Source organism: Bartonella sp. TT29SHDZB (assembly GCF_042193395.1).
In the GTDB taxonomy this organism is placed as follows: Bacteria; Pseudomonadota; Alphaproteobacteria; order Rhizobiales; family Rhizobiaceae; genus Bartonella.
The window spans coordinates 1-12,630 of the sequence record NZ_JBHILQ010000017.1 but is presented as its reverse complement, the minus strand read 5'-3'; the positions used below and the strand labels follow the sequence as shown (position 1 = coordinate 12,630).

Below are 12,630 nucleotides of genomic sequence, written 5' to 3'. Positions count from 1 at the left end.
TCACTACGGTTTTTATAAACCAACGCAATCATTAAAAGTCAGTAGTTAAGAGTTAGTAATTAAGAGTTAGTACCTATTGAGCGTTGGAAAGACAGAATTGAAAAGAGCATGATGGGGCTGGTTTGTTTTTTTATGAATAAGATGCTGGTATTTCAAGCTTTTGCATAGGGGGATAAGCATCTCTCTGTTTCGTTGATCTCTGAAATGGGGAGACTGCTCCATTTGAGAAGCTTAAAGATAAAAGCTAATTTTTTGCCTTGCTCTCATCTTTTTTTCGGTAAGCGCATCACCTAAACTGGAGCCAAACCCATGTTGTCATACTCAAGTTCTGTTTGTTGCCTATATTGTGACAGAAAATTCTTGAGAGGGGAGCAATTTTTGAGCTAAGGGGACCATGACAGATAGCTGAAAAAAATCATTACGAGACAGTAGGCGCGCTTGTTTTAGAATTTTTAATGCTTCTGATGATAAAGGCACGCGAAATTCTGTTGTAGCTTCATGCCTTCTTTTCATATTTTCGAGCCAAGGATTTTTCATATATTCTCTTCAATTTGATCTTTATGCATAGGACATAAGGGCATTGGGCGGCAGGGCATTGGGCGGCAGGGCATTGAGAGGCAGGGCATTGGGCGGCAGGGCATTGGGAGGCAGGGCATTGGGCGGCAGGGCATTGGGAGGCAGGGCATTGGGAGGGTGAAAATTGAGAGGTAGGGTATTGAGAGGCAGGGAGGAGCCGGCTTGCTTTTTTATTAAACGTAAAGATGAGAGGCTTTATGTAAGGCTACCATTACATTGCTTGTTTATGCACTTCTTTAAAAGAAATGTCTTTTAATACAAATTCTTGGTAATGGGATTTATGAAGAGTATAAAATCATTTGGATATCAATAGATTATTAAAAAAATGTATGTTGGTATGATCCTTTTCTTATGTTACCAAAGTTGCTGACTTACGTGTTTGTTAAAAATCTCTCTTCATACCCTTAAATTCATTTCATGAAAGTGTTTGTGAAGAGTGTATAAAAATTTCTCGTGAGACGTGAAAAATCATCAATAAAACTCCATGTGTTCAAAAAATAACGAATGGCTTTTTATATTTTAAAATAATTGAACACGTCTCACGGTTCATTTTTTATTTTTTATTTTAGAGCTGAATATTCGATTTTTGTGTAAAAAAATTTCCCAGCGCATCTATAATCCGTGAAAAATCAAGCGCTAATAACACAATGATGAATATAATCCACTTCGTATAACGCGACATCACTTTTATACTTTTATAAGTCATGATGATTTCTTGTAGGATTTCTTTTTCCTTTTCTGTAAGCTCTTTATCGTCTTGTGTTTTTTTTCTAGCCATGTTTCCACCCACACATGTGTTCCCCTTGTTTGTTATGCTTTAAAATATCTCTTGCGAGATTTGAACTGATGATATTGAGATCTTTGTTGTCTAAATAAATGGGCATCCAACCAACGCAAGAAAAAGGCTCATTGATTGTTTTTATCGCGCAACCAGTGAGTAAGAGCAGCCCGTACATCAGTATCACTTTTTTGATTAATTTCATTTTCCACCTCTTGCCGTGTTGTTGATGACTTTAGTGTTGTTTCTATTTGCTTTTGTTGCTCAATCTTCTTTCCAAGAGTGAAAGCTTTTGCTAAAGCAATAAAAAAAGCGGTCAGAGCCGCTCCTGTTATCATCAGATTTTTTTTCAACCACCCCATCATAAACGCTGCTCCCGAAACCGTTTTGCCACAAAGAAAATGCCAACGAAGGCGGCTAAAACCATAATGGTTGCTAATGCCCATTGGATAGGACCATTGCCTGCCAATAAACCGCCAAGACCAGAAAAAGAACCAATAATCGGCGTAAGCGCTTCTGCCTTGAAAACACCCGTTGGTGCTTGCGTTTCTACGGTTTGATAGTTGGAAGAAACATAAGCCCCTTTCGCCCATAAGCCTGCTTCTGCTGCACGACGGTGCACTAAACCGTGAAGACGTTTTCCTCCTGCTTTGGTCCACTTTTGTAACTCAGCAGGGACGGCTTCATATTCGCCGTTATTGAGCTTTTTTAGAAGGGTCGAATTACAAAAAGCTGCCGTTCCTACATTATAGCAAAACGATACGAGTGCGGCGAATTGTTCATTCGTTAAAGAAACCGTCACATGTTTTTCAACGGTGTTTTCAAATTGCCTTAAATCTTGACAAAGAACTTCTTCTGCTTGTTCTTCAGTAATGATCATGCCCTTGTGAACGAACGGTTTGCCAGCCGTGCTGGTATGACCATAGCCGATTGTCCACACCCCAATGGCATCTTTATAGGCTTGTAAACGCAATCCTTCCCATTGTTTAATGAGTGCAAGTCCTGCTTTAGATATTTTTCTCATTTGCTTCTCCATAAAATAAAGCCTCACGGTAACGTGAGGCTGGTTGACAGATTAAAAATGAATTTTTTCACGCTTCAAAAACAGAAGAGATGTGAAACTGTGATGAAATCAAAAGGTTGGGCAAGAGGGATAATGGTTGGGCAAGAGGGGTAAATAGTTGGGCAAGAGGGATAATGGTTGGGCAAGAGGGGTAAATAGTTGGGCAAGAGGAGTAAATGGTTGGGCAAGAGGGGTAAATAGTTGGGCAAGAGGGGTAAATGGTTGGGCAAGAGGGATAATAGTTGGGCAAGAGGGGTAAATGGTTGGGCAAGAGGGGTAATGGTTGGGCAAGAGGGATAATGGTTGGGCAAGAGGGGTAAATAGTTGGGCAAGAGGGATAATGGTTGGGCAAGAGGGGTAAATAGTTGGGCAAGAGGGGTAAATAGTTGGGCAAGAGGGGTAATGGTTGGGCAAGAGAGGTAAATGGTTGGGCAAGAGGGGTAATGGTTGGGCAAGAGGGATAATGGTTGGGCAAGAGGGATAATGGTTAGGTTGGTGAGATAATGGTTGGGTTGGTGTTTTCCGTTAAGAGAGGTTGTTGATTTTAAGACCTTGTATTGGTTTTTTGATGGAGTCTTTATTGGTGTGCGGGCAGTTGTTGGGTTGATGCACGATAAGCGTGATCTATAGTGGTTGTGTTCGTCGTATGGCATTGATGTGGGGGGCTTGAGATATAAGCGCACACTCTCAGAAAAACAAGACATATGCTTTTACTGAAGACGGAAGCATTCAATATTTTATGTATCAAGCGTTTTGCCTATTCAAATAGTCTCATTGTTACAAAAAGCTTTGGGCGAACAAGAGCTTTGGAATTTTGATACAATTTTAAGAGGGGATGGTTTTTATCGGACAATGGTGCTTTTTCTTTAAGAGAAAAGTTGTTTGCTATTTTTGTTTTACGAACACAAAAGCCGATTTGCCTAGAGAAATCTTCGCTGTAAAGCAATCTCTCTTCGTTCTTTGATGAATAGCAATATGGAAAAAACCTCAATTACATCGTTAAAGATTTGTATTCAGTAATCCTTTTTTGGTGAGAGGAAATAGAAACAGTTTTTCCCTCTGTTGTTTTTAAGTTTTTTTCAAATCTCTCTCTCAGGGTTTCGCCTTTTTTGTTGACTGTTTCATGTTCAGCTTCCGGATGGACTTTTAAATATTGTTCTAGACGTCTTCTTCCTTGCGCATGTTTGTATAAACTGATGGGAAGATAGGAATCTAACTTTTCAGCAGATAAAGAGGAATGGGGTTCACATAATACACCCTTAACATTATCTTTGTGCAATCTTGCTAATTTATCAGATTCAAGATAAAGCTTTTTGGCAAGGCTTAAGCTGAACATTCCACATTCAGAAGAGCTTCGCTGAATATCCATTTCTGCTGTGGTAAAAGAATAAGGAGGCAGTTGAAGACATTGAAGGGTTTGATTTATTTTTCTCTCTAGTTTGCAAGCCGTGATATTCTGAAAGGTTGTAGGTTCAAGCATAATCAAAGAGATTTTCTCATCAACTTTTTGATAATCAAGGACGGCAAAGTGGATTGTGCTTCCCGAATTGACTATAAATCGGGCAGATTTTGCGCCGCTCTCAACGACTTCTTTTAGGGCGTGCGAAAACTCTTCTGCTGTAAGAGCCAATTTGAGATTCATGTCTGGATATTTGCTGTTTGCTTTTTCTACGAGAGCCGGCATCAATCTAATATCCGTATCTTCATAATAAGCGTTAATCCAACGGCCGGTGACGAGATCATCTTCTAAGCCTGTAATAATATCTTTTAATTCGGCAGAACTCGGTGCAACATGTTCTTCTTCTGTTTGGACCGAGCTTTGCATTAAACGGGCAATAAGGTCTTCTAAAGATTCATTTGCACTTGCCCCTTCTGGTGTTGGTGAGGAATGAGGTTGGGAAGAATCTTGTGGCTTCATAAGCTTAGCCTCCATATTGATAATTGGTAGAAAATATTATTTTCTTCAATTCTGGCTAAACAATGTTTTGAAAGAGAACCTTTGCACCTTGGAAGGTGAGGTTAAAAAGGGGTGTTTTTAAAAAGCTTATGGTTTTCTTGAATTTAAAAAAATGAAGCATCTCGTGCATTTTCAAATTTATGAGCACTGTTTTAAAATGGGCTATTTTTGATAGAGCTGTCCTGTTTTATCCTTTGTCTTTGAAGAAGTCATGTTGCTTACTGTTTGCATCTTTACCTCTTTCAAAGGAAAAAAAGATTTGCTAACAGCAATTTATGCTTAACCGTCAAGCCGCAGAGCTTCATTCTTTGTGGATGTGGAATAGGGCTAAATGCTTATTACATCATTAGAGATTTATATTCTGTGGCTCTTTTCCTGTGTTGTGAAACAGAAACAGTTTTTGTCTCTGTTGCTACCAAGCTTCTCTCAAACCTCTCAGTTAGGGTTTCGCCTTTTTTGTTTACTTTCTCCTGTGCTGCTTCTGGATTGGCTTTTAGATATTCCCCAAGACGTCTTCTTCCTTGCACGTGTTTGTAAAAAGTGGTCGGAAGATATGGATCCAATTTTTCTGCAGGTAAAGGCGTGTCTGGTTTACATAATACACCCTTAACATTATCCTTATGCAGTCTTTCTAATTTTTGAGATTCGGTATGAAGCTTTTTAGCAAGGGCTAAGCTGAACATTCCACATTCAGAAGAGCTTCGCTGAATATCCATTTCTACCATGGCAAAGGAACAATTGGGCAACTCATGCGCTTTAAGAGCCAATTGTGTTCTTAATGCCAGCACTGCTGGTTTCATATTGTTGAGTGTTGTAGGTTCAAAAAATATCACGGAGGTTTTGTCATCGATGGTTTGATGATCAATCACTGAAAAATGAATTCCTCTATCCTTTGTGTAAATGATAAATCTGGAAGATTGAACGCCGTTTTCGATGGCTTCTTTGAGTGCAAGGGCAAAGTCGTGAGATGACGCTGCCAATTGAAGACGCATGTCGGGATATTTACGATTTGCCTGATCTACCAAGGCTGGCATTAGTTTAAGATCTGTACTTGCATAATCAGCTGTGACCCAACGACCCGTTGAGATATCATCCTCTAAACGGGCAATGATACTTTTTAATTCTTCACGATTGAATGGGATATTTTTGCCTTTTTCGCTACTGGGGTGTTCTAAATGTGCAGTAAGAGTGTCTAATGATGCATTTGCATGCGCTCCTTCTGGTGCATACACTTCTTCTGGTGCGCTTGCACCTTCTGGGGTTTGCGAGGAATGAGGGAGGGAAGAATCTTGTGGCTTCATAAGCTTAGCCTCTATATTGATAATTGGTAGAAAATATTATCTTCTTCAATTCTGGCTAAACAATGTTTGCAGGAAAGATTTTTAGCTTAAAAAAAATAAAGAGATGAAATCATCTTTATTTAAAAAAAATTTGTTACGAAAGACAAAATCCCACGCTTTTCAGAGTCAAGGAAAGGTATCTTTTTATCTTTTTAAGAGGTCATGTTGCTTATTGTTTGCATCTTTACCTCTTCCAAAGGGAAAAGAAGATTTGCTAACAGTAATTTATGCTTAACCGTCAAGCCGCAGAACTTCATTACTTTGTGGAGGTGGAATAGAGCTAAATGCTTATTACATCATCAGCGATTTGTATTCTGTTGCTCTTTTTCTGTGTTGTGAAACAGAAACAGTTTTTGTCTCTGTTGCCACCAAGCTTCTCTCAAACCTCTCAGTTAGGGTTTCGCCTTTTTTGTTTACTTTTTCATGTGCTGCTTCTGGATTGGCTGTTAAATATTCCCTAAGACGTCTTCTGCCTTGCACGTGTTTGTATAAACGAGCTGGAAGATATGGATCTAATTTTTCAGCAGGTAAAGGCGTGTCTGGTTCACATAACACACCCTTAATATTATCTTTGTGCAGTCTTTCCAATTTTTGAGATTCGAGATAAAGCTTTTTGGCAAGGCTTAAGCTGAACATCCCGCATTCAGAGGAACTGCGTTGAATATTCATTTCTGCCATGGCAAAATGAATGTTAGGCAATTGGTGATGTTCAATGGATTGTCGCGTCCTTAATGCAAGTAAGGCGGGGAGCGTGTCACGCAGTGAGGTAGGTTCTAAAAATATCAGAGATGTCTTGTCCCCTATGGTTTGATGATCAATGACCGCAAAATGAATTCCTCTATCTTTTGCGTTAACGATCAGTCTAGAAGATTTAATGCCATTTTCGAGTGTTTCTTTGAGTGCAAGGGCAAAGTCGTCAGGTGTCATTGCAAGTTTAAGATTCATCTCTGGATATTTACGATTGGCTTGATCTACCAAAGCTGGCATCATGTAAAGATCTAAAATATCATAATAATTTTTGATCCAACTGCCATCGGCATTATGCTGTTCTAAACCGGCAACAATATCTTTTAACTCTGCACGGTTGAAAGGGGTGTTTTGTATTTTTTCGATGTTAAGCCGTTCTAAATGTGCTGTAAGAGTGTCTAATGATGCACTTGCACCTTCTGGTGCGCTTGCGCCTTCTGGGGTTTGCGAGGAATGAGGTGAGGGAGAATCTTGTGGCTTCATAAGCTTAGCCTCTATGTTGATGATCAATAGGTGATATTATCTTCTTCAATTCTGGCTAAACAATGTTTTGAAAAGAAGCCTTTACATCTTAAAAAATGAGGCGATGAGAGCATAATGATGCCGTTTTCATATTTTTATGCGTGTATTGCTCATCATTGCTGTGATGTATAATATCGGTATTTTATGGGGGTATTATTAGGGCGTTCTCTTGGGAGCCCCTAGTGAATACGGCTTGTTTTGAAGATCTCAAAATTATAGAGCTGTTGGTGATGCAAATTGGGTGATGCAAAAGAAAATAGTCAAAAAAAGACGAAAGATACCTTCAAACTGTAAAGTTTTAAACATTGTCGCGAAACACACTGTTTTATAACAGTCTATAATAATTTATAATAAGTCTATAATAATGCAAAAACTTTATGATGAAATCTGGACGCAGAAAACCCCTTACCGCATCCACCATTAAATACGATTTTTCATATTTTGTCAACAGTAAAACGATTATTTTTCCTCCTTTATCGCGGGAAAAAATCTACAGAAAAAAGCTCATTCATTGGCTATACAGCAAAATATTTTCCTTTGAGGCATGGATTAAGTAAAGCATGGGTCGATATAAGGTTAAGTCTCTTTGATAGGTCGAAGTATTTTTTAAGCGTGGTGGATATTTTTGAGCTTGTTTGCTGAGCGCTTTAAGCTTGTCAATCCCATGGAGTTCTATGAAAGAGTAAGCTCAGTGGATTTCAAGTGCACCCTGCCAAAGGAAGACTTTACAAAGGCGCTGGTTATAAAGAGACATGTTATAAAGGAGAGGAGAATCTTTATCCTGTGTGGAGGAGGAAATGATGGGTGTTTTAGCGAAGACTCTTTTTGCTAGAATTGTCAAAATGTTTATAAAGGGCATCAAGAATAATACGCAACGAACCAACAAGCGTAGAGAGTGGTTGATCTTCTATAACAAGAGAGTGTAATGCCGCATGAAAGTTATGTTGACGATGCAGATATTGTGCTTCTTTAATCGCTTCTTGCATCGCTTCATAGTGTTCCGTTGCTCTTTGAACCCATTGCTTTTTTGCTTTCTCATCTGATACGCTGTGCGTAAAACCATCATAATAGCCATTTGGTAAACCTTTTGCACATAAATAGTCGTTTCTAATTTGCAAGTATTGTTGTGCTGTGTCATATTGCTCTTTACTGATGCCTGATGAATCCCCTTTATAGCCAAGCAAACAAAGACGCCCAATATAGGTCCCAACAAGCGGATTTTTCGCTTCTTCGAGGCTTAAACCAAAGTGTTTTGCACGCATTTCAATCGCCGGTTGAAACCCAGATTCGCTGGGGATTGTGGCACGTGAAATACAGCTATTGGGCTCTTTGCGCTTGCCTGTTATTTTCGCTCTACCGCGTTTTTTACGTATTTTCATGAACTTAACCATTTGAATGAAAAAGAAACTGGCTGTTGATGAGGGACAGTGATGTAAAAAGCACTTAGAATAAATACTAGCGGGAGAGCAATACTAGCGGGATATGAGCCGTTGCAGATCAAAAAACAAATGATACTAAAGGCGTTGTAAATGCAAAGAAAAGCAACGGTGTGGGGCGAAAAATCATCCTTAAGGGGGGCTTACCATTTTTTTCATTGATAGCGGATTATTCGCTTTCTAAATGTTTCTTAACTGTTCTTGAGAAATTGAAGAAAAATTTTTGTCAAATGTGAATGAAAAAATAAAAATGATATTCCATGGGCATGTCATCGTCTATTTCTAATAGGACGTTTTTTCTAATGGGATTATTTATCTCTTTTTTCACGAGCGCTTTACCAAACCTTTTTACAGGTAAAATTGAAAAGTTATTGTTTTCTTATGGGGGGATTATGGGGTGCTGTACTAAGATGCCTGATATATATTATGCTGTTAAGCATATTCTTTATACTTGATAGAACATGTTCTTTATACTTGATAGAAGATATGCACTATACTTGATAGAAGTTATACACTCTATAGAAGATATGTACTCTATAGAAGTTATGTACTCTTCTGTTGAGTGGCAAAAAGCATCCCCCGCATCCTATTATAATAGCATAAGATGCCCTATATTTTCAAATAAAATATCGTTTATCGGCTCAAAATAAATTGTGAATGGTCTCGCTATTTGGTTTGCTGTTTCCTTTATGAATATCCTTTATAGAATATAAAACTTTCCGTTTTTACTGTTTTAATGGATCGCCTCATGAGATGAGGGGATATCGTTTAAAGGACACAATGCGCTATCGAAAGAAGCTGTTTTTATAAGCGGAAAATGCCTTTATGGAAGATGCCTTTATAAATATGGGGGAAGTTTCTTTTTAATAAAGAATTTTTAAAATGAAGCCTTTTTGCTTAAGAAGCTTTCAAATGAGGATTAAAGTGGTTTGTCGTGCGCTTTTCATGCTGGATAATCGGGTGCTTGTTCGACTTTGTTTTGTTTTTTCTAGAGCCATGTCTTAGGGCTCTCTTTTGCCCATTTCGCAATGGTGCCTCGTGAAGGTATAACGATTGAGCCAGCGCAAATTTGAGCTCGCTAAAAAAAGTCCCCAATGAAATCCATATAAAGTTTGAGCAATATAAAATCTATTGAATAGTCCATCTTTACGCTCGTGAAGAAGAAAGTCCGTAGCATCACACATTTTGCCAGCTTTCATTGTTGCGATAGCTCTTGGCATTTGAAACGCTTCATGAGAGGCATTTGTCATCCTTTCTTAATGTTTTACTCTATATGGCTCTTTCTGCTTGTAACGCGCAAGAGATATGGTTTTGATCCAATATGGAACAGATTTAGAATAAGACAATCACAATCCTACGCTACTTAGGCTTCTCATTTAATATGCAAAATAATAAATTTATTATAAATCAATATGTTAGTTGTAAAACTTTACACATCAGATATTTTTTTAGATTGAATATTTTTGTTTGGTGAATTTTGTGAAACATTGTCTTTTGAGGTGTGGGTAATAGATAAGGGGATACAATGGCGTTTGTGCTTGTAAGCTTAAGAGATTGTATGTTGACACCTATAAAGAATTTAAAAAATAGACTTCAAAAGTCTTATCGCACGGGTTTCATGGTCAAAAGAGTGCGAGATAAACCCGTTTTTCTGGTTGCATGTTCTCAAAGAGTGAGTGGGCATTTTAAAAGTGAGAAAATATCCATATGATCGAAGATAAATCACAACAGCAATCTGCCCATGAGGGAAATACGGCTTTTGCATCACAGCTGGTGTTGAATCATTCTGCGGCTTTCAAAAAATGGACGGCTCTCTCAAGAAAAGATTACGTCATCATTTTGTGTTTGGCTATCCTCTTGTTGGTGCTTTTTTCCGTGACTATCCATATGAGCCCTTTGGAGTTTTTTCACGTTATATCCGAGGAACAGGTTCAAATACTGGAGAAAATGGAACAAGGAGATTTTCGAAAAATGATGAAGGAGATCTTGAAACAGCCTTTTGAAAATAATCCTGCAATCGTGTTTTTGTATGGCGTGGGATGGAATGGTGTTTGGGCTTTTTTATGTCTCTTACCACAAATGATTTGGGGCTGTCTTGTGGTGTTCTTTCCACTCTTTTTTGTCTTTAACGCCATCTCTAAACGAGATGTGAAGGAAATGATAAAACTGTGGGATACATTGCCGGAGCAGCAACAGCTAGACAACCAAGCTATCAACAGAACACGATAGGGAAACGAGAGGATAATGCTTTTGTAAGGAGTTTTGGAATGTTGACTACAGCAGGGTTGGGTGTTGTCATGTTGGTGGGGGAGATCATGATAGTGTTTTCTACCATCATGACTATCGTGGCACTTTATTATTCTTTTATAAAACGGGTCATATTGTTGTTTTGGATGCGGCGGAAATTAAAAAAGGGGGCAGAACAGAATTTAGGGCATGATCAGGTAGAGGGTAGAGGACAGAGGACAGTTCTTGCAACACAGTTGCGTGCTTTTTCTTTTCAAGAATCTTTGGAACTTTCAAGAAAAGATTATTGTATCATCTTTTTTCTAGCCTTTATTTTGATGATGCTTTTCGTAGGTTTGATAGCTTTTTTTGCTTTTTTTCCAAGATCTACAATTTTTTTACACGGTTATGCGTTGCAATTGTTTAAGGTTAGCGTTTTTGTCGTACTGCTGCTGTTGTGGTGCTGTGTGTGTATGATTATCGCTTTACCTGTCATTTTAATCTTCCATAGTTTCCTTCATTATAGCGTGAAAAAAACAGTAAAGAGATTAGAAATATTTGCTTAAACAGAGAATAAAAATGATGATTTCATATCAATGCGATAGGGGGGGAAAGTGATTATTATTATACAATATTTGGCTTTTTTAGGGTTCATTATCATTGCCATTTTAATGGTTATGGTGATGGTCAGGCTTCCTTACCGGTTGATCAAGCATATCAGGTTATCTTTTAAACTCGCTCAAGACTTGAAAAAGAAAACGGCACAACAAAAGCAAGCCATACAACAACTGCACAATGATCAGAGAGAAATGAAAAAACACAATGTTGTGCATAAGACACTTGATGCAAAAATACGCTTTCTTAACTTCAAAGAATCTCTCCCTCTTTCTTCAAAAGAATGTAAAATAATCTTTTTTATCTTTATCCTCTTTACTGTTTTGCAATCTGCTTGCTTTATCGCAAATTTTGTATGGTGGAAGAGCGATATGGTCGGCGTTATCATGCAGCTGTTGAACACTTCTCTATGGATTGGACTTTTTTTCTTTTTTCCGATCATTGGGGTGATGTGCATAAAATTAACGAGAAAATTGAACAAAATACTTCAACAATTGGAAGAAGCAATACAACAACGCGATCAGGCAATTCGTATGCAGAATGGGCATGGAGGATAAAATGACGAGTAGCATTATCACATTAATAGTCTTTTTTTTCCTGTTATTTATGATCGTAAATATTTTATTGTGGGTGCCAGTTTGGACAATTTGTTACTTGTTTATCAAGCGTGCGCGGCTTTATTGTCGCGTGAAAAAGGAACTGAAATGCGTGCTGAATGAACGCGATATCGCCTTAAAACAGATCTCCCAAAAATAAAAAACAGCAGAATGTTTGATAAAAAGCCGCTTTCTCTTGTTTAGCAAGACTATAAAAAAATATTCTATCTTTCTACAGTCATGGCGACTGCTCCAATAGTTATAACTGCTGTCGTTACGATAGGGAGAGGGCAGGACTTTGTTTCTCTTGTCCTATTCGAGCCACTGGCATGGATGTTTGCCGGTGCTTTTTTATTCTTACTGATTGTTTTTATTATGCGCTTTGTTGTGACCCGTCAGTTGAACAAAATGATACGGCAATTAGAAGAAGAGCTGGAGCAGAACGGAGCTCCCGTCATATTATACGAAGTGAGTGAGGGGAAAATGAGCAAGGAGAAAATGAGCGAGGGGAAAATGAGCGAGGGGAAAATGAGCGAGGGGAAAATGAGCGAGGGGAAAATGAGCGAGGGAAAGTGAGCAAGGGGAAAGTGAGCAAGGGGAAAGTGAGCAAGGGGAAAGTGAGCAAGGGGAAAATGAGCGAGGGGAAAGTGAGCGAGGGGAAAATGAGCGAGGGGAAAGTGAGCGAGGGGAAAAAGTAAAGAGAGGCTTTTGTTGATCCTTTCTTTTGACTTGTTCATTAAGGAGCATGGGTGTACTTCTCGTTTTATGCTTTTT

The 12,630-nt window shown here is 38.5% G+C and carries 12 protein-coding genes; 4 read left to right on the top strand and 8 right to left on the bottom strand.

The features are described 5' to 3' along the window. Positions 1–339: 339 nt before the first annotated feature. The 8 genes from ACFIJJ_RS07510 to ACFIJJ_RS07475 form a co-directional block, all read right to left on the bottom strand. Entirely contained in the window at positions 340–537 is a 198-nt protein-coding gene (locus ACFIJJ_RS07510; protein WP_375646505.1) for a hypothetical protein, read from the bottom strand. A 604-nt stretch (positions 538–1,141) separates the two neighbouring features. Next, positions 1,142–1,354, bottom strand: a complete 213-nt coding sequence (locus ACFIJJ_RS07505) for a hypothetical protein (RefSeq protein ID WP_375622881.1) — start codon at positions 1,352–1,354, stop codon at positions 1,142–1,144. Positions 1,355–1,482: 128 nt separating this feature from the next. After that, complete coding sequence (locus ACFIJJ_RS07500) at positions 1,483–1,719, bottom strand: hypothetical protein (RefSeq protein ID WP_375622879.1); 237 nt, start codon at positions 1,717–1,719, stop codon at positions 1,483–1,485. Beyond that, a complete protein-coding gene (locus tag ACFIJJ_RS07495; RefSeq protein ID WP_375622877.1) occupies positions 1,716–2,378 on the bottom strand; it encodes a lysozyme in 663 nt (220 codons plus the stop codon). Before ACFIJJ_RS07495 ends, ACFIJJ_RS07500 begins: the two co-directional genes overlap by 4 nt. A 1,030-nt stretch (positions 2,379–3,408) precedes the next feature. Then, positions 3,409–4,335: a YopJ/AvrA family T3SS effector serine/threonine acetyltransferase gene (locus ACFIJJ_RS07490; RefSeq protein ID WP_375646504.1), complete on the bottom strand. Its 927-nt coding sequence runs from the start codon at positions 4,333–4,335 to the stop codon at positions 3,409–3,411. Between the two features lie 377 nt (positions 4,336–4,712). Next, positions 4,713–5,675 (bottom strand): YopJ/AvrA family T3SS effector serine/threonine acetyltransferase, encoded by a 963-nt coding sequence (locus ACFIJJ_RS07485; RefSeq protein ID WP_375646502.1) that lies wholly within the window; start codon positions 5,673–5,675, stop codon positions 4,713–4,715. A gap of 330 nt (positions 5,676–6,005) precedes the next feature. Continuing rightward, the gene (locus ACFIJJ_RS07480) at positions 6,006–6,944 is read right to left on the bottom strand and encodes a YopJ/AvrA family T3SS effector serine/threonine acetyltransferase (protein WP_375622869.1); all 939 of its coding nucleotides are present in this window, start codon (positions 6,942–6,944) and stop codon (positions 6,006–6,008) included. A gap of 848 nt (positions 6,945–7,792) precedes the next feature. Continuing rightward, the gene (locus ACFIJJ_RS07475) at positions 7,793–8,362 is read right to left on the bottom strand and encodes a hypothetical protein (protein WP_375622867.1); all 570 of its coding nucleotides are present in this window, start codon (positions 8,360–8,362) and stop codon (positions 7,793–7,795) included. Between the two features lie 1,764 nt (positions 8,363–10,126). Between ACFIJJ_RS07475 and ACFIJJ_RS07470 the strand changes: the two genes are divergently transcribed. From ACFIJJ_RS07470 to ACFIJJ_RS07455, 4 genes are all read left to right on the top strand, one after another. Continuing rightward, positions 10,127–10,648 (top strand): hypothetical protein, encoded by a 522-nt coding sequence (locus ACFIJJ_RS07470; RefSeq protein WP_375622865.1) that lies wholly within the window; start codon positions 10,127–10,129, stop codon positions 10,646–10,648. After that, complete coding sequence (locus ACFIJJ_RS07465; protein ID WP_375622863.1) at positions 10,588–11,211, top strand: hypothetical protein; 624 nt, start codon at positions 10,588–10,590, stop codon at positions 11,209–11,211. The genes ACFIJJ_RS07470 and ACFIJJ_RS07465 overlap by 61 nt, the downstream gene beginning before the upstream one ends. Before the next feature lie 48 nt (positions 11,212–11,259). Beyond that, positions 11,260–11,817: a hypothetical protein gene (locus ACFIJJ_RS07460; protein ID WP_375622861.1), complete on the top strand. Its 558-nt coding sequence runs from the start codon at positions 11,260–11,262 to the stop codon at positions 11,815–11,817. A gap of 372 nt (positions 11,818–12,189) precedes the next feature. Further along, complete coding sequence (locus tag ACFIJJ_RS07455; RefSeq protein ID WP_375646501.1) at positions 12,190–12,432, top strand: hypothetical protein; 243 nt, start codon at positions 12,190–12,192, stop codon at positions 12,430–12,432. Positions 12,433–12,630 lie beyond the last annotated feature (198 nt).

Bases quoted from the DNA above. Each gene is read 5' to 3' on its own strand.
- ACFIJJ_RS07510 (WP_375646505.1), bottom strand. From the start codon at position 537: ATGAAAAATCCTTGGCTCGAAAATATGAAAAGAAGGCATGAAGCTACA.
- ACFIJJ_RS07505 (WP_375622881.1), bottom strand. From the start codon at position 1,354: ATGGCTAGAAAAAAAACACAAGACGATAAAGAGCTTACAGAAAAGGAA.
- ACFIJJ_RS07500 (WP_375622879.1), bottom strand. From the start codon at position 1,719: ATGATGGGGTGGTTGAAAAAAAATCTGATGATAACAGGAGCGGCTCTG.
- ACFIJJ_RS07495 (WP_375622877.1), bottom strand. From the start codon at position 2,378: ATGAGAAAAATATCTAAAGCAGGACTTGCACTCATTAAACAATGGGAA.
- ACFIJJ_RS07490 (WP_375646504.1), bottom strand. From the start codon at position 4,335: ATGAAGCCACAAGATTCTTCCCAACCTCATTCCTCACCAACACCAGAA.
- ACFIJJ_RS07485 (WP_375646502.1), bottom strand. From the start codon at position 5,675: ATGAAGCCACAAGATTCTTCCCTCCCTCATTCCTCGCAAACCCCAGAA.
- ACFIJJ_RS07480 (WP_375622869.1), bottom strand. From the start codon at position 6,944: ATGAAGCCACAAGATTCTCCCTCACCTCATTCCTCGCAAACCCCAGAA.
- ACFIJJ_RS07475 (WP_375622867.1), bottom strand. From the start codon at position 8,362: ATGAAAATACGTAAAAAACGCGGTAGAGCGAAAATAACAGGCAAGCGC.
- ACFIJJ_RS07470 (WP_375622865.1), top strand. From the start codon at position 10,127: ATGATCGAAGATAAATCACAACAGCAATCTGCCCATGAGGGAAATACG.
- ACFIJJ_RS07455 (WP_375646501.1), top strand. From the start codon at position 12,190: ATGTTTGCCGGTGCTTTTTTATTCTTACTGATTGTTTTTATTATGCGC.